The 24,892-nt window shown below is 59.3% G+C and carries 21 protein-coding genes and 1 pseudogene; 11 read left to right on the forward strand and 11 right to left on the reverse strand.

All coding sequences use genetic code 11. The features are described from left to right. The first annotated feature begins 62 nt into the window (after positions 1-62). Entirely contained in the window at positions 63-458 is a 396-nt protein-coding gene (locus ALTAJ2_RS09940) for a universal stress protein (RefSeq protein ID WP_007109948.1), read from the forward strand. Positions 459-481: 23 nt separating this feature from the next. On the opposite strand, the gene glmM is transcribed toward ALTAJ2_RS09940, so the two are convergent. Further along, positions 482-1,858, reverse strand: a complete 1,377-nt coding sequence (gene glmM, locus ALTAJ2_RS09945; RefSeq protein WP_007109949.1) for a phosphoglucosamine mutase — start codon at positions 1,856-1,858, stop codon at positions 482-484. Positions 1,859-1,958: 100 nt separating this feature from the next. On the opposite strand from glmM, the gene ALTAJ2_RS09950 reads away from it, so the two are divergent. From ALTAJ2_RS09950 to ALTAJ2_RS09965, 4 genes are all read left to right on the forward strand, one after another. Next, positions 1,959-2,813: an HVO_0234 family beta-propeller protein gene (locus ALTAJ2_RS09950; protein WP_007109950.1), complete on the forward strand. Its 855-nt coding sequence runs from the start codon at positions 1,959-1,961 to the stop codon at positions 2,811-2,813. 63 nt (positions 2,814-2,876) lie between these two features. Next, positions 2,877-3,392 (forward strand): hypothetical protein, encoded by a 516-nt coding sequence (locus ALTAJ2_RS09955; protein WP_007109951.1) that lies wholly within the window; start codon positions 2,877-2,879, stop codon positions 3,390-3,392. A gap of 210 nt (positions 3,393-3,602) precedes the next feature. Next, positions 3,603-4,460, forward strand: coding sequence for a ribose-phosphate diphosphokinase (gene prs, locus ALTAJ2_RS09960; protein ID WP_007109952.1), 858 nt, complete (start codon positions 3,603-3,605; stop codon positions 4,458-4,460). A 103-nt stretch (positions 4,461-4,563) separates the two neighbouring features. Then, positions 4,564-5,103: a heme NO-binding domain-containing protein gene (locus tag ALTAJ2_RS09965; RefSeq protein ID WP_007109953.1), complete on the forward strand. Its 540-nt coding sequence runs from the start codon at positions 4,564-4,566 to the stop codon at positions 5,101-5,103. Between the two features lie 110 nt (positions 5,104-5,213). On the opposite strand, the gene ALTAJ2_RS09970 is transcribed toward ALTAJ2_RS09965, so the two are convergent. The 3 genes from ALTAJ2_RS09970 to ALTAJ2_RS09980 all read right to left on the reverse strand — a co-directional run bounded on the left by ALTAJ2_RS09970 (position 5,214) and on the right by ALTAJ2_RS09980 (position 11,232). Further along, complete coding sequence (locus tag ALTAJ2_RS09970) at positions 5,214-7,310, reverse strand: hypothetical protein (protein WP_007109954.1); 2,097 nt, start codon at positions 7,308-7,310, stop codon at positions 5,214-5,216. A 277-nt stretch (positions 7,311-7,587) separates the two neighbouring features. After that, positions 7,588-10,794, reverse strand: coding sequence for an isoleucine--tRNA ligase (gene ileS / locus ALTAJ2_RS09975; RefSeq protein ID WP_007109955.1), 3,207 nt, complete (start codon positions 10,792-10,794; stop codon positions 7,588-7,590). A 207-nt stretch (positions 10,795-11,001) separates the two neighbouring features. Next, the gene (locus ALTAJ2_RS09980; protein WP_007109956.1) at positions 11,002-11,232 is read right to left on the reverse strand and encodes a hypothetical protein; all 231 of its coding nucleotides are present in this window, start codon (positions 11,230-11,232) and stop codon (positions 11,002-11,004) included. A gap of 117 nt (positions 11,233-11,349) precedes the next feature. Here ALTAJ2_RS09980 and ALTAJ2_RS09985 point away from each other — a divergent pair. Together ALTAJ2_RS09985 and ALTAJ2_RS09990 are read left to right on the forward strand one after the other, a co-directional pair. Then, positions 11,350-11,679, forward strand: a pseudogene (locus tag ALTAJ2_RS09985) (uracil-DNA glycosylase family protein); the annotation flags it as partial. Positions 11,680-11,794: 115 nt separating this feature from the next. Beyond that, positions 11,795-12,784 (forward strand): hypothetical protein, encoded by a 990-nt coding sequence (locus ALTAJ2_RS09990; RefSeq protein ID WP_007109958.1) that lies wholly within the window; start codon positions 11,795-11,797, stop codon positions 12,782-12,784. A gap of 119 nt (positions 12,785-12,903) precedes the next feature. Here ALTAJ2_RS09990 and ALTAJ2_RS18645 read toward each other — a convergent pair whose 3' ends face one another. Continuing rightward, positions 12,904-13,209: a hypothetical protein gene (locus ALTAJ2_RS18645; protein ID WP_081603379.1), complete on the reverse strand. Its 306-nt coding sequence runs from the start codon at positions 13,207-13,209 to the stop codon at positions 12,904-12,906. A gap of 208 nt (positions 13,210-13,417) precedes the next feature. Continuing rightward, positions 13,418-13,897: an FxLYD domain-containing protein gene (locus ALTAJ2_RS09995; RefSeq protein ID WP_050031461.1), complete on the reverse strand. Its 480-nt coding sequence runs from the start codon at positions 13,895-13,897 to the stop codon at positions 13,418-13,420. Positions 13,898-14,007: 110 nt separating this feature from the next. Between ALTAJ2_RS09995 and ALTAJ2_RS10000 the strand changes: the two genes are divergently transcribed. From ALTAJ2_RS10000 to ALTAJ2_RS18655, 4 genes are all read left to right on the forward strand, one after another. After that, the gene (locus ALTAJ2_RS10000; RefSeq protein ID WP_007109960.1) at positions 14,008-14,274 is read left to right on the forward strand and encodes a hypothetical protein; all 267 of its coding nucleotides are present in this window, start codon (positions 14,008-14,010) and stop codon (positions 14,272-14,274) included. Between the two features lie 345 nt (positions 14,275-14,619). Next, complete coding sequence (locus ALTAJ2_RS10005; protein ID WP_007109961.1) at positions 14,620-14,829, forward strand: hypothetical protein; 210 nt, start codon at positions 14,620-14,622, stop codon at positions 14,827-14,829. Positions 14,830-15,293: 464 nt separating this feature from the next. Further along, a complete protein-coding gene (locus tag ALTAJ2_RS20075) occupies positions 15,294-16,241 on the forward strand; it encodes a DUF4268 domain-containing protein (RefSeq protein ID WP_050031462.1) in 948 nt (315 codons plus the stop codon). Between the two features lie 201 nt (positions 16,242-16,442). Next, positions 16,443-17,510 carry a phospholipase D-like domain-containing protein gene (locus tag ALTAJ2_RS18655; protein WP_160163695.1) on the forward strand — a complete coding sequence of 356 codons (1,068 nt, stop codon included), beginning with the start codon at positions 16,443-16,445 and terminating at the stop codon, positions 17,508-17,510. Between the two features lie 47 nt (positions 17,511-17,557). On the opposite strand, the gene ALTAJ2_RS18660 is transcribed toward ALTAJ2_RS18655, so the two are convergent. The 5 genes from ALTAJ2_RS18660 to ALTAJ2_RS10035 all read right to left on the reverse strand — a co-directional run bounded on the left by ALTAJ2_RS18660 (position 17,558) and on the right by ALTAJ2_RS10035 (position 24,862). Further along, the gene (locus tag ALTAJ2_RS18660) at positions 17,558-18,109 is read right to left on the reverse strand and encodes a TATA-box-binding protein (RefSeq protein WP_007109964.1); all 552 of its coding nucleotides are present in this window, start codon (positions 18,107-18,109) and stop codon (positions 17,558-17,560) included. Then, positions 18,109-21,753, reverse strand: coding sequence for an Eco57I restriction-modification methylase domain-containing protein (locus ALTAJ2_RS10020; protein ID WP_081603382.1), 3,645 nt, complete (start codon positions 21,751-21,753; stop codon positions 18,109-18,111). The genes ALTAJ2_RS18660 and ALTAJ2_RS10020 overlap by 1 nt, the downstream gene beginning before the upstream one ends. Before the next feature lie 123 nt (positions 21,754-21,876). Further along, positions 21,877-22,530 (reverse strand): adaptin protein, encoded by a 654-nt coding sequence (locus ALTAJ2_RS10030; protein ID WP_193365032.1) that lies wholly within the window; start codon positions 22,528-22,530, stop codon positions 21,877-21,879. Between the two features lie 1,861 nt (positions 22,531-24,391). After that, positions 24,392-24,559 carry a hypothetical protein gene (locus ALTAJ2_RS19440; protein ID WP_160163696.1) on the reverse strand — a complete coding sequence of 56 codons (168 nt, stop codon included), beginning with the start codon at positions 24,557-24,559 and terminating at the stop codon, positions 24,392-24,394. An 81-nt stretch (positions 24,560-24,640) separates the two neighbouring features. After that, positions 24,641-24,862, reverse strand: a complete 222-nt coding sequence (locus tag ALTAJ2_RS10035) for a hypothetical protein (RefSeq protein WP_007109968.1) — start codon at positions 24,860-24,862, stop codon at positions 24,641-24,643. Between the last annotated feature and the right edge of the window lie 30 nt (positions 24,863-24,892).

Raw genomic sequence — 24,892 nt, forward strand, 5'->3', positions numbered from 1 at the left:
TGCATGTCGCGTACGGACGCCGGTAGCCCCGATCTTTAGCTGCTGCCGGCCGAAGCGTACGTATGAGCAGACACGTCCTCGTCCCGATGGACGACTCCGCGCCGGCGCGGGCGGCGCTAGACCACGCCCTCGAGTGGGTCCCCGCCGATCGAGTGACCGTCGTCTTCGCGGTCGACGATCTCGAGGCGGAGTACGGCAGCGTCGTCTCGGAGAACGACGAGCCGGCGTTCTTCGCCGACGTCCGGGACATCGCCGCCGCGTACGACGGCTCCCTCGAGACGACCGTCGTCGAGGGCAGCGGGGTGGCGGAGGCGATCCTCGAGTATGCGACCGAAGCGGATGTCGACGCGATCGTCATGGGTAGCGAGGGCAAGGCCGGCGTTTCGCGGCTGTTGCTGGGGAGCGTCGCGGAGGCGGTCACGCGGCGCGCGGAGGTTCCGGTGACGATCGTGCCGTGAGTGAGAGTGGCGGTCGAACGGATTCAGATGTCAGCCTTCGCGGCTGCCAGCGCGTCGTACATGTCGCCGGCGAGTTCTTCGGCGCGGTCGCCGTCGCGGGCCTCGGCGTAGATCCGGACGAGCGGTTCGGTTCCGGAGGGGCGGGCGAGCACCCACGCGTCGCCGTAATCCAGCCGGTAGCCGTCGCGGGTGTTGAGTTCCGCGTCGGCGGCCTGGGCCTGATTGGCCGCCGCGTCGAGCATCGCGTCGCGCTCGGCCGTCGATTCGTACTCGACGTTGTGGCGGACGTTGACGTAGCCGCCGTAGGGCGCGACGATCTCGCTGACGGGTCGCTCGGCGACCAACTCGAGGAAGCGCGCGGCCGTGAAGGCCCCGTCTCGCGAGAGCCGATAATCGGGGAAGAAGATCCCGCCGTTGCCCTCGCCCGCGACGGGCACCCGCTCGCCGTTCTCCTCGAGTTCCTCGATCCGGGTGATGATGTTCGTCGAGCCGATCGGGGTCAACTCGAGTTCGGCCCCGACCTCGGTGACGACGTCGACGAGCCGCTGGGAGACGTTGACCGCCGAGACGGTGGTGTCGCCGGGCTCGAGTTCGGCGGCCGCGAGCGCGGCGAGCGTGGCGTCGCCCTCGACGTACGCGCCGGTTTCGTCGAAGAAGATGGCGCGATCGGCGTCGCCGTCGTGAGCGATGCCGATGTCGGCGTCGGTCGCGCGGACGAGTCGGCCGAGATCGGTGAGGTTGTCGGGAACCGGCTCGGGGTCCCGACCCGGGAAGTGGCCGTCGGGCTGGGCGTTGACCGTGACCACTCGACAGCCCAGCGCGCGGAAGAACTCGGGGCTGGTCAGCGATCCCGCGCCGTGACCCGGGTCGAGCGCGACGGTGAGGTCGGCGTCGGCGATCCGGTCCCGATCGGCGGCCGCGAGCAGTTCGTCGACGTACGCCTGCGTCACGCCGTCGATCTCGCGAACGCGGCCGGTCTCGTCCCAGGGGGCGACGGTGAACGATTCGGCGAGCAGCGTCTCCTCGATGGACTCGAGATCGGCGATCGAGAGCTCCACGCCGTCGGCACCGACGAGTTTGACGCCGTTGTACGGCGGCGGGTTGTGCGAGGCCGTGATGACCATGACTGGGACGCCCTCCCGTTCGGCGTAGGCCTGTGCACCTGGCGTCGGGACGATCCCGAGGCGGTCGACATCGGTACCGGTACTCGCCATCCCGCTCGCGGCCGCGTCGGCCAGCATCCGCCCAGTATGGCGAGTGTCGCGGGCGATGGCAACGCGATCCCCACCGTGCCCGTCTCCCCAGGTCGTCCCCGCCGCTTTCGCGACGCGCAAGACGAACGCGGGCGTCAACTCCTCGTTAGCGACGCCCCGCGTCCCGCTCGATCCGAAGACTTGCATCACGCCCTAGTCCGACCGGACTCCTGAAAGGGATTCCGCAAACCGGCCGACGGTGGCCGTCCGACGGAACGTTTTCGGCCCGTCACCGCCACGGGTCCGTATGGACTCGATCGAGGAAAAACGCGTCTACGGCGACCGAGAGGGTGCGATTACGGTCTACGTCACGAGCGGGATCGGCGTCGTCCGCGTCCGCGTCGCCGGCGACACGGTCGGCGAGTTCGGGCTTTGTGAACGCTGTCACGCCCGAGACGTTGCGGCGACCCGTGACGCCGCCGCCATCGCGACCGACGACGACGTTCGCGTCCGCGCGCTCGAGGGTGGAACCGATACTGACGACGAGACGTTCGTCGAAACGGGGTTCGGCCCGGCGGTCGCCGTCGGCTACGACGACCGCGATCTGATCGCCGCCGATCCGGACGGCCGCGTCGCGCGTCGAGCAGCCGGGACCGACGAGTGGACCACGCTCGAGGACGGGGGCGGTGCCATGGTGCGGGCGATCGACGGCGACCTCGTCGGCACCGACGACGGCGTCTACCGCGTCCACGGGAGCGGGCTCGATCACGCGGGGCTGACGGCCGTCCGCGACGTGTCGGCCGCCGGTGTCCCGCTCGCCGCGACCGTCGACGGGCTGTATAAACTCGGTAACGGCTGGCTGGAACTCCTCGGAGGGGCGTTCGAGACCGTCGCGGCGGACCCGCGCTCGGAGCCCGAGCGACTCGAGCGCGCACACGCGGTCGCGGACGACGCGTGTTACGAGTATCCGATCGACGGCGAGTGGGGACAGAGCGACCGTTCGAACGACGATATCGTCGGATTCGGGTACGGTGACACGGTCTACGCCGTCACGGCCGACGGGACGTTTCTCTCGGCGAGCGAGGGGGAGTGGCGGACGCGACTGCTCGGTGTCACAGACGTTACAGGGATCGCCGTCCCGCCGCGAGGGACGGAGCGCTGAGTCCGTGAACGCGGCCGCTGTCTGACGTATATTTAACTACGCCGGATTACTCACGATCGATACATGAGGGACTACCCACGGCGGCGACTCCTGGCCGCAACCGGCACTGCGCTTACCGGTGCGGTCGCCGGCTGTACGGGCAGCGATGGGAATGGGGATGGGAACGGGGAAGAGAACGGGAACTCGGACCGCGACGCGGCGGCGTCGGACCCCGACAGCGGGGCTGACGGGACTCTCCTCGGGACGATTTCGCTCGAGAACTTGGACGACGAGACGCACACTATCGACGCGATCGTCGAGTTCGGCGATGGGCCGGAACACTGGTCGACACACGAACTGACCGGCGACAGCGGGGTGGAACTCGAGCGAAACTGGCCGTCCGACCCCGGTGATTTTCGGGTAATGTTCCGACTTGACGGGGGCGAACCCACGCAAGTCACTCCGGCGGAGTTGGGCGACTCGAGTTGCGTCAACGTCTTCGCACTGGTCGATCGCAACGGGGAGTTGAAAATCCTGAGCGACACCGACGGCGGCCCGTGTGGCGACGGTGACGCGGCCGTCGACGACGCCGCGGAGTGATCGGCCCCTCGCGGTGGGTCACCGGCCGGGGGCCAACACATCCCGAACCCGCGGGGGCAGTTTAAGTACCTCTCGTCACAAGGTGAAGCTACGAAGGGCTTTTTCGCGGCGGAGCGTCACCCGAGACGGTGAGCACCGGCTGTCGGTCCGCTCGATATCGGGCCGGTCGAGAACGAAAACTGGTTTAGCCCCCGGGCTGTCCCACCGATTATGATCATCAGCGGATCCGCGTCGCAGTCTCTGGCCGCGGCGCTCGCACGCGACCTCGAGGAACCGCTCGCCGCCGTCGAGTACGACCGCTTTCCCGACGGCGAACTGCTCGCCGCCGTCCCCGGCGTCGCCGAGGCCGAGCCGGAGCGGGCGGTGATCGTCGCCTCGACCGTCTCGAGCGACGCCCATCTCGAGGTACTCCAGTTGCAAGACGCCGTCCGCGAGGCCGGCGTCGAGGAGGTCGTCACCGTCCTGCCCTACATGGGCTATGGCCGGCAGGACGCGGCCTTCGAGCCGGGCCATCCCGTCTCCGCGCGGGCGGTCGCTCGCGCGATTTCGACCGGGACGGACCGCGTGCTGACCGTCAACCCTCACGAACGGGCGGTCTGTGACTTCTTCGAGCCGACGGCGACGGCGGTCGACGCGGCCGGGCGACTGGCTGCCCCCCTGCCCGAAGACCTCGCGGAGCCGGTTTTCCTTTCGCCCGACGCGGGCGCTATCGAACTCGCCGAAACGGTTCGGGAGACCTACGGTGCGGGCGAGACCGACTACTTCGAGAAGACCCGCCGCTCCGGGACCGAAGTCGACATCTCGCCGAGCGACGTCGAGGTCGCCGGCCGCGACGTCGTCGTCGTCGACGATATCATCGCGACGGGGTCGACGATGAGTGAAGCCGTTGCCGTCCTGACGGAGCGAGACGTCGGCCGAGTCTTCGTCACCTGCGTTCATCCCCTGCTGGCTCGCACCGCCGTCACGAAACTCTCGCGGGCCGGCGTCGAAGCGATCTACGGCACCGATACCATCGAGCGAGGCGTCGACACCGTTTCCATCGCCCCGACGCTCGGAGCACACCTGTAAGTAAACGATTAAGTATCCCCCAGACGCGGGTCTAGCTGTTAGCGCGTGGCACGAGAGCGGCTCGGCCACACGAGCCGTCGCGGAGAACGACCGGAACTCTCAGATGCACGGAATCGTCCACAAGACCCTCAAGGAGTACGTCGTCGAACGGACCGACGACGGCACCTGGGACACGATCGTCGAGCAGTCCGGCTTCGAGCCGAAGCTCTACCTCCCCGTTTCTCGCTACGACGACGGGGAAATCGACGCTATCCTCGAGACGCTCTCGACGATGGCGACGCAGGACCGTCGGGCGATCGAGCGCGACTTCGGGACGACGCTCGCCCCGGAACTGCTCTCGACGTTCAGCGCCCACATCAAACGTGACTGGGACCTGCCCGACCTGCTCGCCGGACTCGAGGACGTCTACGACGACATCGAGGCTGCCACGGAGGACACCTCGCTTCCCGAACTCTCCTGTACGTCCGAGGCCGATCACGCGATCGTCAGCTACGACACCCACCGCGACCAGCAGTACTGCGCGCTCGCCCACGGCATTCTCGAGGGCGTCGTCGCCGCGTTCGACGCCGACGCGACCGTCACGAAGACCGACTGCGTCGACGACGGAGCCGACGCGTGTCGGTTCCGCGTCGACCTCGAGTGATCGAGAGGGGATCGCTCGCCGCCACCGTCGGAACGCGGTCGGTCGGTCCGGAGTTCTCGAACGCTGGCCCGGGCGGCTTTCACCACGAACGGGGGGCGGGACGGACTCGACTAGCTGCGCCGATGGCCCACTCCCGCTCCGACGAACACGAGTGCGATCGCTATCAGCGCCGCCGATACGCCGAAGCCGGGCAGTTCCTCGCTCACTGTTGTCGACGTGTCGCCGCCGACAGCCACTGTCGTCGTTCGATCGCCAACGGCGACCTCGTACTGACCGTCCTCGTCGAACCAGAGCGTGGCGTCGACCGTCGTCGTCTCGCCGGGCCGGAGCGCCACCGGACGTTCGGCGGCGACGCCGTCGGCCGTCCGGAACGCGAGGGTAGCCGCGGCCGGCCGATCGCCGGCGGCCGCGACCGTCGCGGTCGCCGTCACCGACTCGCCGGGTTCGATGCGGTCGGGCGCGACCTGTACCTCCCTCACGGTCACGCTCGAGGACGACCGGACGACCGCCGTCAGCCGCCCCGATCCGACGCGGATATCGTATTCGCCTGGCTCGGGCGGCGTCCACGAAAGGGCGTGGCTCGCATCCTCGCCGGGCGCGAGCGTCCCCCGGCGGTGATCGACGACGCGGCCGTCGACCTGTAGCGTCGCGTCGTAGGTCCCCTCGCGCTCGCCGACGTTGGCGACTGCGCTCGGAACCGTCACGGATTCGCCGGCCGGCACCGCGATGAGCGTGCGGTCGTCACCGTCGGGACCGCCGGTCGTCGACGCCGACCAGCGTGGCCACTCCCGATCGGCCACGTCGATCGGCCCGGACCCCAGTCCGTACTCGAAGACCGCGACCGACCGACCGAAGGCGGCCTCGTGTTCGTTTCGGGTCCACATCCCGGGCGTCTCCGCCGTCCGCGTGTACCGCTCCGCGACCGCACGGACCGCCGGGCCGCCTTCGTCCTCGAGCGCGTCCATGAACGCCGCCTCGGTCACGGGTCCGTCCCGGGCGTTCAGCGTCCGGAACACGTCCGCGAGCGTCCGATCACCCTCCGTCGCGAGCCGCAGCCGGCGGTCGATCTCGCCGTAGACGAGTGCGCCCTTCGCGTAGTGGGTCTCCGGGTGCTCCCACGTCGACCGGTCGGCGAGGACGCCACCGGCGTACGGTTCGCGCTCGCCGCGCTCGAGGAGCGATCGGAAATCGCCGAAGTCGGTCGCGCCGCTCTCGAGGGCGAGCAGGCCGGCGTAGTAGTCCGCCTGCCCCTCGGAAACCCACGCCACCGCGGGGTCGACCTCGGTCCCATCGGCGAAGTTCTGTCGGATGTGGACGTACTCGTGGAGCCAGACCGGGTTCCGCTCGTCGAGCGTGGCGTCGTCGACGACCCACGCGTCCGACTCGCCGTACTGGAGCCCGCGCTTCGAGCCCCAGTCGACCCCGTTCGGTACCGCGACCATGAAGACGTCGTCGCTCCGTGCGCCGACGGTGAGGCGGTCGCGTGCGTCCGCGAGCGCGGACAGTACCGCGTCCGGCGACTCTTCGAGCGTCGCAGCGTCGGGGACGGCCAGCCTGATCGTCCCGCCGTCGACGGGTCGCTCGTGGACCGTTACCGGGCCGAAGAAAGCGATATCACCGCCGGTCGCGCCCGGGCCGTCGACCCGGACCGTCCGCTCGAGTCCGACGGGCGCGGTTCGCCGGTAGAACAGCGACACGTCCGGAACCGCCACCACGCCCCAGTCGCCGGTATCGACGAACGTGTACCCCTCTCCGGAGCCGTCACCCTGCTGTTGGCTCCCCCGCCGCTCGGCCGGCATCGCGTACCGAATCGTCACCTCGTCGGCGTTTCCGGTCCACTCGAACGTCCGCTCGTCCGTCCGCTCGACCCCCGCAGTCTCCTCGACGGTCGCGCCCGGCTCGAGTTCGATCTCGAGTGCCGTCACGGCCTCGGGGACGCGAACCGTCGTCTCCACCTCGAAAGTGTCGGGGTCGTCCTGCCGGTGGCGGAGGACGGTCGTTCGGGAAAGGACGTCCTCGGAGTTACTGCTCGCCGTCGACCCGACACTCGTCCCAACCGATGCGGGCGACTCGTCGGCGGGTCCGATATCGACGCCGGCTGCCGACGGCGAGTCGGCCGTTTGGGACGGCCCCCCGGCACCGACGCCGACCGGCAGGCTTCCGACGAGCAAAACGACGACCGCGAGGACGACGACACGGGAGTTCACTACTCGGTTCTGGTGAGTCAGCGATCAAGACGTTTGTGGCAGCGACACTGTCACGTTCGGGTGACTCCCTTCGGTCGGTACCGTTTACGCACGAATCCGACCCAAAAACAACCGCCTCACCCTCACGGGTCACTCCGTTCCCGCTCAGGTCCGAGGGCCTCGCGCCCGCGTAGCCCTTGCGACGTATGGCGGACGCGAGAATAACAACTGTAACGATCGACACACCGATCGCACAGCCGTCGTGCGAACGGGTGTGCGGTGACGGTCAGTGGCTACGCTAGTCCGATGCTTCCGCCGCCGCCACCGGTTCGATCGCGATCTCCACCGACACGTCCTCGACAGCCCACTCCTTCCGGTGGCCGTCCTCGACGGTCCGGCGTTCGTCGGCACGGACCTCCTCGCGGATCACGTCCTCACGTTCGTCGACGAGATCGGCGATGCGCTCGTCGTCGATCGCGAACTCGAGGGCGATCCGCTCTTCGACGTCGAGTTCGAGGTCCTTGCGCATCTCCTGAACGCGGCGGATGACCTCGCGGGCGTAGCCCTCGCTCTCGATGTCGTCGGTCAGCGAGGCGTCGACGTAGGCCACGCCCCGGTCGTCGCCGTCGGTGCTAAACGCGGTGCCGGCGACGCCGTCCGGCGTCTGCGTGACGAACGAAACCATCTCGTCGGTGATCTCCTCGCCGTCCTCGAGGGCGTCCGCGACGGCGTCCTCGATCGCCGCGAGGCGCGGCTCGTCGATCCGGGCCTCGTTGAGCGCGGTCATGACCTGGCCGGCGCGGTCGCCGAACGCCGGGCCGAGTTCGCTCATATCGGCCTCGGCGCTGTACTGGAGTTCGCCCCAGCGCTCCTCGGGCGAAACGAGTTCGACCGCCCGGGCGTTGAGCCGATCCTCGAGCAGTTCGGTGTGGCGGGAAACGGCGTCGACGACCCGCTGGTCGTCGGCGGCCACGACGACGCGCGGAACGGGCCAGCGAAGCTTGCGGCCGGCCTGCTGACGAGCGTTCGCGCCGGCCTCCTCGATCGCACGCAGGAGCGCGACGTCGGTCTCGAGTTGTTCGTCCTCCCACGACTCGTCGACGGCGGGCCAGTCCTCCATGTGGACGGTGTCGAACCCGTCGTCGCCGGTGAGCGTGCCGTAAATCTCCTCGCTGATAAAGGGCGCATAGGGCGCGAGCAGCGCGACGCTCTCCCGGAGCACGCGGTAGATCGTCGCGTAGGCGGCCGTCTTCGAGCCGCTGTCTTCTTCGGCCCACATGCGCTCGCGGACCGCCTGCACGTAGAACCGCGAGACGTCCTCGACCACGAACTCGAGCAGCGCGTCGAGCGCCCGGTCCTGTCGGCGGTCCTCGAAAGCATCGGTCATCTCGGCCTTCGTGGACTGCAAGCGGGCGAGTACCCACTCGTCGATCAGTTCGAGGTCGTCGTCTACGTCCTCGAGCGTCGTCTCCTGCGGATCGAACCCGTCCAAGCGCATGTACGGCAGCGGGAACCGGAAGACGTTCCAGAGCGTCCGGAGGTGGTTCTCCATCGTCTGCATCCCGTCCCAGTCGAAGCGCATATCCTCGCCCTGGGGGTTGTTCGAGAGGAGGAACAGCCGCATCACGTCCCGGCCGTGGCGATCGATCGCGTCATGGGGATCGATCAGGATGTCCTTGGACTTGCTCATCGCGCGGCCATCGGGCATGAGCGCGTGGCCGTGCATCAGGACCTCCTGGTACGGGCTCTCGCCGAGCGCCGCGGTCCCCATCCCCAACTGGGACCAGAACCAGCCCCGCGTCTGGTCGTGGGCCTCGAGGATGAAGTCGGCGGGCCAGAGGTCGTCGAACCGGCTGTCGTCCGAGGGGTAGTCTAACGTCCCCCACGAGGCGACCGAGGAGTCGAGCCAGACGTCGAACACGTCCGGAACGCGCGTGTAGGTGGTCCCGTCTTCGGTGATCGTCAGATCGTCGACCGTGTCCTTGTGGAGGTCGACGGCTTCCGGGTCGACATCCTGATCGACGCGGTCCGCGAGTTCCTCGCGGTCGCTGATGACGATCCGGTCTTCGTCGTCGTCCCGGTCTTCGGGCGTCCAGATCGGGAGCGGAATGCCCCAGTAGCGCTGCCGGGAGACGTTCCAGTCGGGTGCCTCCTCGACGAAGTCACGGAAACGGTTGTCCCGCGCCCATTCGGGATGCCACTCGCTGTCTTCGATGTTCGCGAGGAGTTCGTCCTTGACATCGGTGATCGTGATGAACCACTGGTCGGTGACGATCTGGAGGATGCCCGTGTCACAGCGCCAGCAGTGACCGTAGCTGTGCTGGACCGTCCCCGAGGCGAGCAACGCGTCGTTGTCCTCGAGGTCGGCCGTGATCTCCGGATCGGCGTCTTTGACGAACTGGCCCGCGTACTTGCCGGCCGCCTCGGTGTAGACGCCGTCGCCGCCGACCGGACAGAAGATCGGGAACCCGAGTTCCCGGCCGCGTTCGAAGTCCACTTCACCGTGGCCGGGCGCGGAGTGGACGAGCCCGGTGCCGTCGCCGTCGGTATCGACGTAGTCGGCCGCGTAGACCTCGAGCGCCCCTTCGGCGTCGACGTGGTCGGGTACCTCCTCGGCGAGCGGGTGCTCGTAGGCCCAGCCGAGCATGTCCGAACCGGACAGTTCCTCGACGACCTCGTAATCGTCGTACCGGCCCTCCCGCAGGACCGACTCGTATTTCGCTTCGGCGACGTACAGCAGTTCCTCCTCGCCGTCGCTCTCGGCGCGGACGCCGACGTAGTCGCCGTCCTCGTCGACGGCGACGAAGGTGTTCGCCGGCACCGTCCACGGGGTCGTCGTCCAGATGACGAGTTTCCCGTCCCGGTCCTCGAGATCGAACGTGACGTAGATCGAGGGGTCCTCGACGTCCTCGTACTCGACCTCGTTGTTCGCGATCGCGGTCTCACACCGGGGACACTGCGAGATCGAGCGGTGGCCCTTCTCGACGAGTCCGCGGTCGGCCGCCTTCGAGAACCCCCACCAGGCGGCCTCCATGTACTCGGGTTCGACCGTCCGGTAGGGGTCGTCCCAGTCCATCCAGACGCCGAAGTCCTGGAAGTCCGCCTGCAGGCCCTCGAGTTGTTCGTCGGCGTAGTCCTTACACTCCTGAATGAAGTTCTCCTCGCCGAACTCCTCGATGTCCTGTTTATTCTCGAACCCCAGCCGTTCCTCGACGCGGGTCTCGATCGGGAGCCCGTGCATGTCGTAGCCCGGCCGATCGGTGACGTCGTACCCCTGCATTCGCAAAAATCGGAGGTAAACGTCCTTCAGCGACTTGTTCCAGGTCGTCCCCATGTGTGCCGACCCTGACGTGTACGGCGGGCCATCGACGAAGAAGAAGGACTCGCCGTCCGATCGGTGCTCGACCGTCTGCTCGTAGGCATCGACGTCGTCCCAGTACTCGAAGACCCGCTGCTCGAGTTCGTGTGGGTCGTACTGGTCGTCGACCTCGCCGAACCTGCTCATACCACACCTAATCGCCTCCGACAGTAAAGAGGAATCGATATTGCGGGTCACCGCCCGGTCGCCACCGTTCGCTGGCGGCGGCTATCGGAACCGTTGACAGCCGAGCACACCCGTCGCACGGCGGCTGTGCGATTAGCGTCCGATCAGTACGCGAACGGTGGCAGCCGGCAGTATCAGAGTTCGAAAACAGAGCCGGTCCCGCGGCGCTCAGACGTACTGCGAGAGCACCTTCTGGTAGCCCAGTCCGTACGCGCCGGCATAGAGCATGACGCCGCCGAGCGCGGCCAGCCACAGCGCGATCATCGCCTCGCCGGACCCGTAGTGCTGGACGCTCGCCTGTTCGACGAGGACGCCGCCGACCGTCAACACGCCTCCGATAAGGGTGTAGAGGACCAGTTGGAGTGATTCCGCGAGTAGTTCCGGGCCGATCGATGTCATTAGCACGCCGTTAGCCGCCCGTCCAAGGTAAACTTGTCCCCTCGAGCGTGACAAGACAGCACTGCCCAGGCATCCGGAATCGACCGGGCTAAACCGCTCGAGGCGTATTCTCCGATCGTGCCCGCGTCAGATCCCGATACCGACGCCGACGCCGCAGGCACCGACGACCCCACCTATCCGACCGGTCGCAACGTCCTCGAGCCCGGGTGTGCCCGTTGTCCGGCCCTCGCCGACTCCCGGGAGTGCATTTCGTGGGGGACCGGCGACCGCGACGCCAGCATCGTGGTCGTCGGCGAGGCACCCGGTCGCGGCACCCCCGACGCCGACCGCTGGCGTGGCGGGAACTGGACCGGCAAGGCCTACACCTCGCGCCACTCCGGCCGGCGCATCCGCCGGCTGCTCGCCGACGTGGGCTACGGTGACGACGCCTACTACACGAACGCGGTATAAATTAGTCAGTGTGTGAGAATTATGTATTATCGGCAGAGACGATAGGAGTTCGCAACTGATACTCTATGCACACTGCCTGAAGTCTTTACCTCACCTGCCCGTATCCGCTTGTATGACCTTCGGCACGACGTGGAACAACCTTCTCGAGAACGTCGAAGAACTCCCCTCTAATGCGACCCTCGTCACCCCACTCTCGCGCAAGGCCTTCGGCATCACCGACGTACAGGAACCTCGTGTCCTGATTCAGTACCGGGACGATGACGAGACGATTCCCCTCCAGCGCGACCAGTTCGAGACGCTGTACCGTCGTATCCAAGACGCCCGTGGCGAGTTCGAGTTAGACCGATTGCCCCCGGACGCCGAGCCGTATGCAACTGTCTTGAGCCTTCACCCGCGTTTCGAGGTGGACGACCGAGAGGGAACGCTGACGGAGAGTGAGACGCCGACAGGCTCGCCGTTGGTGGACGCGACCGAAGGTACCGACGATGGTGACGGAGAGCGTCAAGAGCCGGATATAGAAGTATATGCGGACGGTCTGCTGTTGATTGACGCCCTCGAACGCCACGACGTGTCCACGCTCGAAGACGTAGAGACGCCCGCTCTCGTGAATCTGTATACCCTGCTGTCGGACGTACAGCGCAACGCCAACGACCTACGCCAAGACGTGCGGGCTGTCCTTCTCGACAGGCTTCACCACGACCAGCCGGTGTCCGGTCAGTTCGGGTCAGTCCAGCGGACGAGTCGTCGGAACCGGTCGCTCAAGGACGACGAGACGGTGCTGAACGCCTTCGAGGTCGCCGGGATTGACCGCGAACGGTTGACCACTGTCGATTCAAGCAAAGTGGACGACGCCCTCGACGTGACCGAACTCTCCGAGAGGGACGTGTACGAAGTCGAAGAGAGCGAGTACGTCCGGAAGGCGGACGTTGACGAAGAAGAGAAAGAGACGCGCCTACAGGGACTCAAAGATCAACTCGCGGCCACTGAAGGCGAGGAAGCCGACGAACTGCGCGAAGAAATCGAAGAACTCGAAGAGCGGATAGAGGAACTGACCGAGTTCCGAAGCGGGCGGTCGTTCCATACGTCAGCAGGCGGGAGTTAGTCTAACTGGTCGGCAGTTCACACTTTCAGGCGTTGTTCGGTGGGCTTAACGTTGCTTCGCACTTCCAACACACCATATCGTACTCGCCAACCGCTGTTCCACAGGACGGACACTGCGCTTCAAAACTCATGAGAACCACCATCTTTCGTAGTGAAGGCTTCAGCGATACCGTCACGATAATCTCGGTTGCCTCGCTTCAGACCGAGTGAAAGCGCCCTCCGTACAGTCTGATCGTACTCATCTATATCAATCAAAACCTCGTCCTCACAGGACAGCACCATTCCTTTCTGATTCTCTGCCACTTTGCACTTGTACCCACAGGACGGGCAGGTGGCACGCACGTTGTTACCGCTGTAGGGCCATTCATAGCCACAGTGGGGACATTCGACCACGGTATCACCGGGCTTCGCATATTCTGGAATCATGCAGATTCTTCGAGGCGGGCCACAAAGTTAAATCATTCTGACGTTTTATGCAAATCGTTACGTAAATATCCCAAATGTGGGAGATTACAATACCTCCTGAAGATTTGTTCCTGCATTTGTTGTCCTACAATCGGTATTGTAGGAATTCTCAATTCAAGTTGTTCGGTGATAATCTCACGAAGTGCTTCGTCAAAAGAATATCCTCGAGTCAGAACCCGACCGAGACTTCGACTTCGTACTCTTCGATGCGGCTCGCGTCTTGACTCGTGTACATACAGTCGAACTCCCATTCACGACCAGCCGCGAGGTCGTTCACGTTGTCGAGTCCTTCACCGATCTGCGTCCCATCGGCGTCGAGGAACGTCGCGGTCGCTTCGACGTAAGAGAGTTCCCGGTCAGCGTTGTTGATAGCGGTACCACGGACACCCGACTGAAATTCTTCCTCGTAGAACTCGTGGTCGAGAATCTCTACGTCCGACTGGTTGTCGTCACCATTGTCTCCGCTGTTGGTGTCGCCGCCGTTGTTGTCTCCGTTATTGTTTCCAGAGTCGCTGGTATCGCTGTCACCGCTGTTTCCGTTGGCGTTTCCTTCGTCTGAATCACTCTCGTCGCTGGTACAGCCTGCGAGGGCGAGGGTGATAGCGGTCGTTCCGAGACTCCCGAGGTATCGTCTTCGATTTAGTTCCATACCAGTTCGTAGTAGTGAGTTATCGGATTATCAAAGTTTGGTATCAAACTTTGAGTTTGAAACTACACTATTCGGCGGTATCACCACTCAACGGCGCGTTTCATCCTCTTATGCGATTATCGGGTGACTTCATGGTAATCTGCGACGACCGAATTCTCGAATACCTCGGGGAGCATGAGACAGGAACGCCGAAGGAAATGGCTGATAGCGGCCTTGTGCGGTTCAGTCGGTCGTATATCACACAGCGGGCCAAGATCCTCCTGAACTACAGACTGGTTCGCCATCTCGGAAACGGAGTGTACACACTTTCGGAACGAGGCCAACAGTATCTCGATGGTGATCTTGACGCCGCCGAACTCGAGCCGGACGAGGACTGACCATGTTCGTTCCCTAAACCGGAAAGAGAACTCTTCTACTGCAATTTCTGGGGATGTCCTTGTCGCCAACGACCGGGAGAGCGATGTGAGTGGCTCGTGAGTGCGGTTGCCGTTCAAGCGAGTGGTCTTGACCATCGGATTTCCCGATCCGCCTCAACGGCATTGAGCGGCTATATGAGACAAATGGAATACCCAAAATGTATTATCTATTGTATTATAATTCCCAACAATAATAATCCTATAGCCCCTATTATACAATAGAGGGCAACCGCTTCTCGGGCTTAACTCGCGTCGAAAAGCCCGCCTGCTGGCACAGGCGAGCGGTGGCCTTCAGAGGGAAGACCAATGCCAACTACGCACGCCGAGAGTCAAGAGCGTACCGAACAGCAGATACTTCGAGAACTACCGGGATTCCATCTGGATTCCGGATCGCCGTGTGTCTGTGGCGTCGAAGCCATTCAGACGAGCAAGTCAGTCGGCTACAGCGACTTCGTGACGTACACCCACCGTTGCACCGAGTGCGGGAACGAGTTCGTCACCTACATCGAGGGGTAAAATGTCCGAGATTCACTCTTCGACGGCGACGGAACAGGTCACGTTCGATGCCCTCGAAGCCGACGGGTGCTGGTGCGACGATTACGATCTTCCGTGCTTCGAGTGCTATCAGAATGGTCGTCGGAATCTTCCGAGTGATTCCGAGTGACAAAACTATCTCCGGCAAAAGCACTCAACGGAGAGAAGACGGGAACCACCTGTGACTCGTGCAACAAAGGAATCCGAACGGGTGACAAAGCGGTCGCCTACGCCACGCACTACGATGGCGACGGATGGATCGTCCGGCGGGTATCGTGTACCGACTGCGGCCAGACGAGTATCGGCCTACCGACTGACGGAGCCGATGAAGTCGTTATCGAGGCGGTTGTCTGGCGTAATCGACTCGTCGGTGTGACTACAGTGGATCGGAGTCGGCCCGAAGAATAGTAGGCAGTTTTTTGACAGACCGGTTAGTGGTTCCCGGTATGCCCGAATTTGCTTCGCTTGAAGCCCAAGAAGCACGCGAGTATTGGGAGCATGAGGCGCAAGAGTTCACTCCGTGGATAGCAGATGAAATCCGCGCAGAGGGCGTTTCCAAGTTGGAAGACTCGTTAGGATTGGACCTCGAGATAATCGAGGAAGAGAAGAGCGTTGGACGTTACAACGTCGATATTCTCGCAGAAGTCGTAGACGATAACCGAAACGTCGTTATCGAGAATCAACTGAACCCCTCGGATCATGACCACTTGGGGAAGTCTATTGCCTATGCCTCCGGTGTTGACGCGGACATTATCGTGTGGATAGCGCCTCGATTCTACGACGAACACCGAGACGCGATGCAATGGCTCAACGAGAACAGTCGTGAGGGCGTAGACCTGTTTGCTATCCGCCTCGAAGTATGGAAAATAGGCAATTCCGATCCTGCTGTCCGGCTCAATCCTGTTGCAGAACCGAGCGAGTGGAAGGAGAAGGCCAAACGATCAGAGGGTGAGCTGACCGAGACGGAGACATTGCAGGAAGAGTTTTGGACCGAGTTTCGGGATCGGATCGAGGACCGCGATACTCCCTTGAGCGCACGGAAACCGTACCCGGAATACTACTACAACAACCCGATTGGAAAAGCGGGCTTCGAACTTCAGTTCACCATCAACTCGCGCGACAACGAACTCGGGACCGGGCTTGTGATCCGAGACGACGCCGAAGCGTATCGAGAGTTGATCGAGCAGTCCCAACAGATCGAGTCCGAATTTGACCGAGAACTAACGTGGAACGAACCAGAGGAAACACGTTCAGGAAAGAAGCGAAGTCGGATCGTGGTTACGAAGTCCGCTGATGTGACGGACCAAGACCAATGGGACGAATACCTCGATTGGATGATTGAACATGGCGAACAGTTCCACGACGTGTTCTACGACCGGATTCAGAGGTTATAGCCGTTGGGCCTCGCACTGTACTCGTTCAAACCGTAGATGAAAGCGGGCTATAGCAGGCATCTTTTTGAAGACAGGGTTAATTGATTCTGAATATGTCAAAGTCTACCTCTCTCGAACGTAGTGGGGTTCGAGAATATCAGAATCATAGTGGTGTTAATTCATCGATAGGATTGTTCTCTCCGCAGGGAGGTGTGTTTTGACTTGACTGATACCGAATTAGGATTGGGGCTACAGACGCCCGAATCCCCACCAATTCGGTCGTATTTTGAGAACATCGACACCGAAGACGCTGAAACATTCAGGGGGGCTTCTGCTTACGTAACATATGGCGGTGTCAAACAACTCGAAAACGGATTACCAGACTCGTTGGATTCGACGACTCCCCAATGGCTCGTCTCCTTTGATTATGGCTACACCCAACCAGAAGCGGTCCAAAGACTCAATGAGTTAGGGGAGGTGAAAGTGGTCGGTGTAGACCGGCTGAAGGAACGGAATACCCTCAACGCAAACCCCCGGTTTCATCCAAAGTTCATTTGGATTCAAGAAGACGAGAGCAACCATCTGATGATGGGGTCTTCTAATCTAACTGAATCAGCCCTAACGAGGAATTGGGAGGCAGTAGTCTTTCTGCGCTCAATTGACCCTGACCATTCTTCGATAGACAGGATTTCTTCTTGGTGGGAAGAAGTATGGGAAGAGAGTACCCCTGTCAGTGAGGACTTATTAGATTGGTACAAGGACCTTCGAGAATCTACTAATATCGGTCCCGATGATGGGGCAGAAGACCATGACGAATGGAAAGACGCTCCCCATCCACGGGACGCTTCTATCGTATGGGCAAATATCGGATATACTCAAAGTGGGTCGAGAAACCAAATGGACATACCCACACAGTTCGGCCAGTTTTTTCTCGAAGACAATGACGAGTGGGAACTAAATTCGGAATATGAAATCACGATTAGGTTTGAAGGAGAGACGTTAGAAAAGAAGGTCAAGTATCATGAGGGCAGTTATCAAACCCGAATATATCTTCCAACAGAGACGAGGGGGACTCGGTTAGCAGACTTGTATAGTAAGGATAAATTCGATGAAGAAAGCCTTCGGTATTATTTCGCTGTCTTCCGTCGAATCGGGCAATACAAGTTCAGATTGGAAATTTTGCCACCCGAGGAATCTGATGATATTCAAGAGATAATAGAAGTCTCACAACAACGAGGACAAGTGAAAGAGACAGACGAAGAGACAGAGCGTCTTGTTGGCTGGTTGTGAATATTCATAGCGCTGTTCTGTATCACAACGAAGGATAGCCGCCGTGACTAATCAGACGGCCCAATCGCTGATTCGATTTGGCTCTTGGTGAAGTCGAGTGCCGAAACAGCAGTTTCCTCGTCTCTTGCACCAGTGATAACGGCTCGACCGGAACCAAAAACAAGAATCACACACTCACTTTCAGCAGGTCTGTAGACAAGGCCGGGAAATTGCTCTGGCTCATACTCTACTTGCTCAAGACCCAATCCGATAGCCAGTTGGTTCAAGTCCACTTGGAATCCCAAGTCGGCGGTACAGACCATATTTCGGACGCTAAATGAATCGTCAGTTGGCCTCTCAAGTATCCCAACCTCGGCTACAAGTCGTAAAAACCCATCCTTCACCTCGTTCAATTCCTCAAGTGAATCTGCGCCGGTAATATTGTAACTGCCGGTGCGATACAGTGTGATTAGCGGACCACCCTTTTCCAGACGAAGATACAGGCCGTGGTAGTTGTCCGGATTATACGTCACTTCAGGTGCCGGAATATCATCTGCGAGCGCAGGCACGTCTATTTCAACGCCAAGAGAGCCTGTCCCAACGATATTCTCAATTCTCATTACCTGACTTTGGACTTCAGGGGATTTTCAGGGGTGAGTACGCGGTCTTCAACAAGTTTCCGATGGTCTTCCTCAAGGTCGAAGAGTTCGTAAACGTCCTCGTGAATGTCGTTCTCAATCTGTTGTAGTCTGCTTCCGGCATCCTCGATTGTGTCTTGTGCCTGCTGATACGTGTCCAACAGTGATTCGATTCCTTCGAGAGTTCGAGGATAGTTTGAATCGCGCAACTCCTGAATCGTCGTGATATTAAGCGCATCTATTAGTCTGTAGAAGGCCTCGGCCTCTTCTTCAGCATTGAAATTAATGCTCTGATGGATATTCAACCTGATTTCAGTCCCATTGAGATTCGGGTTGATTTCTGTGTCTTCGGAATCGTCCTCATCGGGAATCCGGGCCACATAGCCGGTTCTGGTCAAAGATACAATGTCTGCATCCACGGCTTCAAGAAGGTCCTCGGGCTGATTGACCAGCGATTCAGCCTGACGATATTCTTCGATACGGTCTTGCATCCGACGTGCTGTCTCCGCAATGCTATTGACCAACGAATCAGGCACGTCATCACTGTCCGGGTCCGGAATCGGTATGTCTCCGACGTATTCACTCTTGTAGCGAAGATAGTTTCCTCGATAGGTAGCCGCATTACGTCGGATGTAGAACTGCGCCAAATCGCTATTCAACACACCCGCCAAGTACCAAGCGTGTTCCTCGTTCTCGGGTGAGACATAATATGTGGTGTCAAGACAATAGAACTCGCCACCGTCGTCTACCCAGTAGTTGTTATAGTAGGCAATGTCGGGTGTGACGATTTTTGTTTGCTCGAACAGTTCCGGGTCCTTGGACTTGTCCAACGCCCAGTAATCTTCATCCTGCTCTCGGACACAGTAACGGTCTTCGAGTTCATCCCGGTTATCCCCGTCATTGTAGTATTCCACGACGTTGGGATAGTCTTCAATGTCCATGCCGGGAGGGGTATAGACGATATACTGGTCTTCCCACAGGTCTTCCCACCGTTTTACATCGCGTCCGCCGACTATCGGATGTACCAACTCGCGTTCTATGTCGTACTCTTCGACTGTAGACCAATCTACGATGAATACCGGATTTTTCCCTGTGCGGAGGCCGCGTTCAACTTTCGTGTCATGACAATAGCCACGTAGTTCTTGACCATTTTCTTCCATCCAATTCAGTACCTCTTGCTCATCAGCAGGCGCAAACTGCCAGTCAGAGTCAGAAACCGCATCTGACTGAACAGGATACGATTGTAAGGGCGGCTGGTTATCCCAAGATACACTGTCCGGAACCGAGATACCGGCTTCCGTCACCGCGTCTTCGACATTCGGAGGATTACTCCCCCAGTCATCAGGTAGCGCCAGAGCCAGCAGGTCTACGATACGATAGTTTCGTTCCTCGCCCCGGTCAGTGTCAGAATTTCCATTACCCGTATTCCATCCAGTGATAGAGTCACTGTCTATCCACTCTTCCATGGATTCGCCAACCGAGACATATGAGAAGCGGTAATCGTCTACGACGTAATCTTCCGGAGAGCGGTCAGCACGGTCAACTGCTTGACTTTCCATGACCATGATAATCGGATAGGTGGTCGCATGAGCGAACACGTCTACGTCACCTATATTCACCATTTCTCCTACCCGGTAGCGTTGTGGGATTAGTTGTCGAGCGCGTTCACCATAGCGGGAGTCGATGAACTGATTCGACGTGATTATTCCAAGTTTCCCCCCTTCATTCAACCACTCGCTCGCCTTCTCAATGAACAGCAGATACAGGTCGTAGTTGTGGTAAGCAGAATAGTAATCATTGTAGTCTTCTTTCGCGGGACCGTCAGGGATGTTTTGTATACGAACGTAAGGAGGGTTCATAACCACGAAGCCGTAGTCCTCTCGCTGTTTGGCACGGTCTGCTTCACGTCGTTCGCGTTCGTACCGACGCATCAGAGCGTCACTAAACGTCGTTGTAACGTTGGTTTGAGTCTGTTGGCGGAGTGAATCCGTTTGATAGATGTTGAATCTATCCAGAGAGAAATCCGGATTCTCTTCCTTCACGTCTTTATATAGGTCAATCACCTGAAATAGGAGATTCATCTCGGTGATGTGGCAAGCGAATGGATTTATGTCGAATCCCCACAGTCGCTCCTGCATAATCTCAATCGCTTCTTCTGGCGGGATATTCCGGTTGTCGAGACGCTCAAGGAGTCGTCCAGCGGCACGGACGAGGAATGTCCCACTCCCGCAAGCAGGGTCAAGTAAATCCGATTCAGGCTGGTCTATCGGCTCATTTGCGGTGTATCCAACCCTGTCGAGAATGAAATCTACTACCGCAGTGGGGGTGTAGAACTCCCCGAGTTCTTTCCGCTCTTCCGGGGGGAGGTGTCGCTCATACAGATGACCGAGAACGTCTCGGTCAACATCTTGAAAGTCGTAGTGGTTCAGGTGCCAGAAAGTCTTCTGAACTACGTCATCCAAGTCTTCATCGTCGCTGTCCAGTTCCCAATCAAAGATTTGGCGAGAGTAGAGCCGGTCATAGATTTCGCTTAATTCCTCGCTTGCCACCTCGAACAAGTCTACGTAGGTCCGGTCAACATACCGAGCAAAGTCGTCCCAAAATCCGAAGTAGTCGGTGACGCCACCATTGCTTATCATCTGCTCGGTTAGGTCTTTGTCCTCGGCAATCCTGATAAGCAGAATCTTGTTTATCTGAACATATATTGACTCACGACAGAACACTCGTTTATTATCGTCCTCTTCATTTTCTTGCCGGTTCGATAGACGAACCCACGTCTCGTAATCTGAATTGAAGGCGCGATATTGCTCGTAGTCGTCCTGCAACTCTGCAAGTTGAGATTCTAACTTCGCTATTTCGGTGTCGTCTTCGTGACCCTGTTCTTCTAACGTTTCAATCTGGTTCCGAAGGTCAGACGCCCGTGTCTCGTATTCCTCATATCGGTCTTGGTATTCCTCAAATGCACGAACGGTAAACGGCATCCAGTATTCATCAAGTGCCGTCGTTAGACTATCCAGAAGGTTATCGAATCCCTCATCGGTCGAAACATCTTGTCGGTCTGCAATACTGAAATCGTCGTACCGTTCCGGATGTACAACATCGGTTTTCCGGAGTCGAGTGAGTTGGCGGATAGCGTCTATTTGAGATTGTGGAACTTCGTCAAGAAGCGTCTCCCCTTCTTCGGTTCTGATTATTGTGTCGAAATTTACGTGAGAGATAAGTTCGCCACTAACCCCATACAGTGTTTCATCTGCGCGAGACTCGTCACAACGTCGGTAGACCAGTAGTTCATCGAAGTTGGTAGCAATGAGGAACTTCGAGTACGGCGAGTCTGAAGCATAGCGAAAGGCTTGGTCGATACCTTCCTCTACGTCTCGGTCGCGTCGTTTTGCCTCGATGATTACGACCGGATTCTGCTCATTATCGTAGAATCGAACGTCATTCAAGTCGTCCTCTTGAGCGTAGTCCGATTCAGACCATCCGAGCGTTTCGTTACAGAATAAAATCCGAACAAGCCGGGGTGTCAAGTCCAATTCATTTCGGGACCCCTCTTCTATTTCTTCGTAGAAATCACGATAGGATTCGAGAACAGAACCGACGAAATCACTGGTTCCGGAAGTGGGCATAGGTATTGCCTTCTCCGGTCTGGTTAAAAAATGTGTGTAACCCGAATCCAATACACTGCTAACAAGGGCGCGGTTCCCGAGAAGTACCTGCCCTGTTCTGACCCGGCTTGTAGACCGCTCTGTTTATTCGCCGGGACTGTTTGGGGTCTGCAATTCTTCTTCGATTTCTGGTTGCCCTTCCTGAACCTGTACGCGAATCTCTTCGAGTGGGGCGTTCTGGTTGTGGTCGAAGCCCGGGTCGTCGGTCGAGTTGAATGGAACTCCGTCGTTCCGGTAGGCGTCGGACGGGGGTTCTTCGAGCGCGAAGTCACCTGATTCCACGGCTTCTACGAAGTCCCACGGGAAGTAGTGAGTCCACGGGCCTTCGTCGGATAGGTCCGATACGTCCACGTCGTCCACAACGACGAATCGAAAGTCCTCGTCGGGGAAGGCGGTTTCGTACAGGTCTTGAATCAACCGCAGGCCGTCACGACGCCGAGGCTTGATGAAATTCTCGAACTCGCTGTTCTCGTACTCGTACCTCTCACTGTCGAGTTCTTGCCAGACCCGCTCGGCCTCGCTGATACCCGGAATCTCGGCTTCCGTCCGAAGGTGCTGGTTGCCGCTGGCGAAAACCGGAATATCGGTTTTATGCGCCCAATATTGGACCCACCCTATAGGCACCGCTCGGTGGTCGGGGTGTGGGTTGACCGAGAGAGTATCGTCGCGGTCGAAGCACAACACGACCCGATTAGTCGTATCTACAGCGTTTCTCACTGGCGTCCACGTCCATGTCATATTATCGGCAAGAAACCCGAAAAACATTCCGGCTGGCCCCATTCACGCCGACGAGCGCGGGTTGTCGAGAACTACTTGGACACCTTCTGATTCGGTACTATCCGATAAGAATATGTATCAATAGCCTATGAGTACGGCACAAATATAATTTATTTAGTAATATGTGGGTAAGTGAGTTTACCTAACTCAAGGTCTTCGTCGGACAATCCGGACAACTACGGTCAAGTGGACAAGTGGTGTCGTTGGATAACACTGTGTAGCAGTAGACCCTATGTGGTGATGTTGTCGTTCGTGGTTTCGGTGGTAGAGTCTCTACTACTATTACGCTTCGGTACTACATCACCATACAAGTCGTAGTATTATACACCTATTGTGATTGTCGTTCGTTCAACTACTATACTACTATCACTACAGCACTCTCTCTACACTAACCCCTATAGTCCCCTTTCTCTTCTCTCCCATACATAGTATTTCTAATATAAACTATACTATATGATTCATACTACTTCTACCGTAGATAAACCACTACGACAGGAACAATCGGAACCACTGTTTACACCGAAACGGTCGCGGCTTCAGCACCAGTAGTCCCGCTCATTCCAAACCTCGAAACGACAAGTAGAGCCTATCTACCGCCACAGAAGAGCCAGAATCCCTCGCACACATCACAGGCCATTCAGACGGACGTGAGGTGAGTTGTGAGCGATTTCGTTCTGTTCCGAGTGGTATGGGTCACGCAAATCTGAACGCGCTCTGCGGGGCGCTCATAAGCCATAAGAAGTTTTATAAATTTATAGAACGTTGACTGATGGTTCTGACCTACTTCGCAGATTCCGCCGTGGAAGCCAGTGCCGTTCAGAGAGGCGTGACCGGGGCCACAAGCGATAGCTTTCGTGACCGAGTGTGTTGGGTCGTATAGTATCGAAGACACACACAGCGCCGTCCACAGACCGCCTTGGAATCGTTTTAAGAAGTTATAACGTTATAAGACAGCGTGAGACGCTATTCTGATAGGGGTACCAGGACGAGGTACTGGCTTGACCAGTTCGGACTCGGAACTCGGCCAATATATAAGACTATCTATATACTATGCAAGATGCCAGTTTTGCGGTGGTGCCGGGTCAAGTCAAAGACGAACTCGAACAGAACCAGCCGCCGGACAAGTCGTAGGGCAACCGGCTGAATCCGGAGTCTCCTTCTCATTCCGTATTTCGGGATGAACAAGAGCCGGTCTTTTTGAATGTGTGAATTCTCTTTCAGAAACGCTTCAAATCCGTCTTTACACCCCTCTAAAGGAGATAACCTATCAAAATTCAATAACATAATGTTATCGCAACCCTCGAAACGAACGACCTACCCCCTACCCATCGGTAGCAAGTGAGCCAGCCCGACCCGTGACCCACCCTGCTACATATTCGGAACAAGGCACCAGCAGAGCGCTCTACAGAGGTAGGGGCAGGTGGGGTACCGTAGGGTCGGGTGGGGGTGTAGGGGTGAGAGAGGGTAGGACTGCCCCCGGTGGGGGCGGGGGTCGCCAGCACCGGTCGGGCCGGGACAGCCGGAGTAGGGGTGGGGGTTCGAGGCGGTCGAAAATTGTGAGCAGTCGCGCTCTCTGATTGAGAGTCCGTATATCGGCCCGGTCGAAGGGTAACTTTTGCACGCTGACAGAAAACAAGCGAAGCGCTCGAATCGTGGCCGAATTTTCGCCACTAATTGTGGGGGCTGTCTTATTAATTTCTTATACCCGTCTATTAACTCCGCGCAGTCTCCGAGTATTGTATAGTAACTGATAGTATGACACTCACAGTTCGAGGAAGGGGCCGGTGAGAGAGCGAACAAACCGGCGTTCGTCGGTGTCGGGCTACTCGTCAGGTATGTCGCCAATTTTCCGAGCGCCTGCCACAGCGAGATTCCGTCGCTTCCGCTCTTCGTCGTCGGTCAATTCCTCGTCGGTGTCTTCTAATGCAATTTCCTCTGCGGCCTCTTCCGACTGTGGGACGCGGACGGGTGGGTTCTGGTCGTCGCTCATGCTTATCTGTTGGTAGCACGCCGACAATTATCCTTCGGCGTCGGAGACATTGGTCGTCCCTGTCTCGGAATCGGAAGGTCGTCACGGTGGACGCAGGTCGCGCCAGCGGAAGTCCTCTTTGTCGCCATCTTCGAGGTCAACACGAAAGAGAAGCGAATCACGCTCGTCACCAGTAGTCAGACCAGCGTCGTCTTCGAGGACAGCGACGACCGTCCCACGAACTCCGTGGTAGCGTTCGTGATCGGGGTCCGTCTCGTCGGGAATATCAATTCGAACGCGATCCCCCTCGGAGAACCGTTGCATACTGTAGAAGAATGCCGGGAACGTGTTAGT

It is taken from the genome of Natrinema altunense (assembly GCF_000731985.1).
GTDB lineage: Archaea > Halobacteriota > Halobacteria > Halobacteriales > Natrialbaceae > Natrinema > Natrinema altunense.

What these genes read in the sequence shown, in the direction of transcription:
- ALTAJ2_RS10030 (WP_193365032.1), bottom strand. Translation starts at nt 22,530, where the DNA reads ATGACATGGACGTGGACGCCAGTGAGAAACGCTGTAGATACGACTAAT.
- ALTAJ2_RS10005 (WP_007109961.1), top strand. Translation starts at nt 14,620, where the DNA reads ATGCCAACTACGCACGCCGAGAGTCAAGAGCGTACCGAACAGCAGATA.
- ALTAJ2_RS10020 (WP_081603382.1), bottom strand. Translation starts at nt 21,753, where the DNA reads ATGCCCACTTCCGGAACCAGTGATTTCGTCGGTTCTGTTCTCGAATCC.
- glmM (WP_007109949.1), bottom strand. Translation starts at nt 1,858, where the DNA reads ATGCAAGTCTTCGGATCGAGCGGGACGCGGGGCGTCGCTAACGAGGAG.
- ALTAJ2_RS10000 (WP_007109960.1), top strand. Translation starts at nt 14,008, where the DNA reads ATGCGATTATCGGGTGACTTCATGGTAATCTGCGACGACCGAATTCTC.
- ALTAJ2_RS09950 (WP_007109950.1), top strand. Translation starts at nt 1,959, where the DNA reads ATGGACTCGATCGAGGAAAAACGCGTCTACGGCGACCGAGAGGGTGCG.
- ileS (WP_007109955.1), bottom strand. Translation starts at nt 10,794, where the DNA reads ATGAGCAGGTTCGGCGAGGTCGACGACCAGTACGACCCACACGAACTC.
- ALTAJ2_RS10035 (WP_007109968.1), bottom strand. Translation starts at nt 24,862, where the DNA reads ATGCAACGGTTCTCCGAGGGGGATCGCGTTCGAATTGATATTCCCGAC.
- prs (WP_007109952.1), top strand. Translation starts at nt 3,603, where the DNA reads ATGATCATCAGCGGATCCGCGTCGCAGTCTCTGGCCGCGGCGCTCGCA.
- ALTAJ2_RS09965 (WP_007109953.1), top strand. Translation starts at nt 4,564, where the DNA reads ATGCACGGAATCGTCCACAAGACCCTCAAGGAGTACGTCGTCGAACGG.
- ALTAJ2_RS09940 (WP_007109948.1), top strand. Translation starts at nt 63, where the DNA reads ATGAGCAGACACGTCCTCGTCCCGATGGACGACTCCGCGCCGGCGCGG.
- ALTAJ2_RS09995 (WP_050031461.1), bottom strand. Translation starts at nt 13,897, where the DNA reads ATGGAACTAAATCGAAGACGATACCTCGGGAGTCTCGGAACGACCGCT.
- ALTAJ2_RS18660 (WP_007109964.1), bottom strand. Translation starts at nt 18,109, where the DNA reads ATGAGAATTGAGAATATCGTTGGGACAGGCTCTCTTGGCGTTGAAATA.
- ALTAJ2_RS19440 (WP_160163696.1), bottom strand. Translation starts at nt 24,559, where the DNA reads ATGAGCGACGACCAGAACCCACCCGTCCGCGTCCCACAGTCGGAAGAG.
- ALTAJ2_RS09990 (WP_007109958.1), top strand. Translation starts at nt 11,795, where the DNA reads ATGACCTTCGGCACGACGTGGAACAACCTTCTCGAGAACGTCGAAGAA.
- ALTAJ2_RS09955 (WP_007109951.1), top strand. Translation starts at nt 2,877, where the DNA reads ATGAGGGACTACCCACGGCGGCGACTCCTGGCCGCAACCGGCACTGCG.
- ALTAJ2_RS18645 (WP_081603379.1), bottom strand. Translation starts at nt 13,209, where the DNA reads ATGATTCCAGAATATGCGAAGCCCGGTGATACCGTGGTCGAATGTCCC.
- ALTAJ2_RS09980 (WP_007109956.1), bottom strand. Translation starts at nt 11,232, where the DNA reads ATGACATCGATCGGCCCGGAACTACTCGCGGAATCACTCCAACTGGTC.
- ALTAJ2_RS20075 (WP_050031462.1), top strand. Translation starts at nt 15,294, where the DNA reads ATGCCCGAATTTGCTTCGCTTGAAGCCCAAGAAGCACGCGAGTATTGG.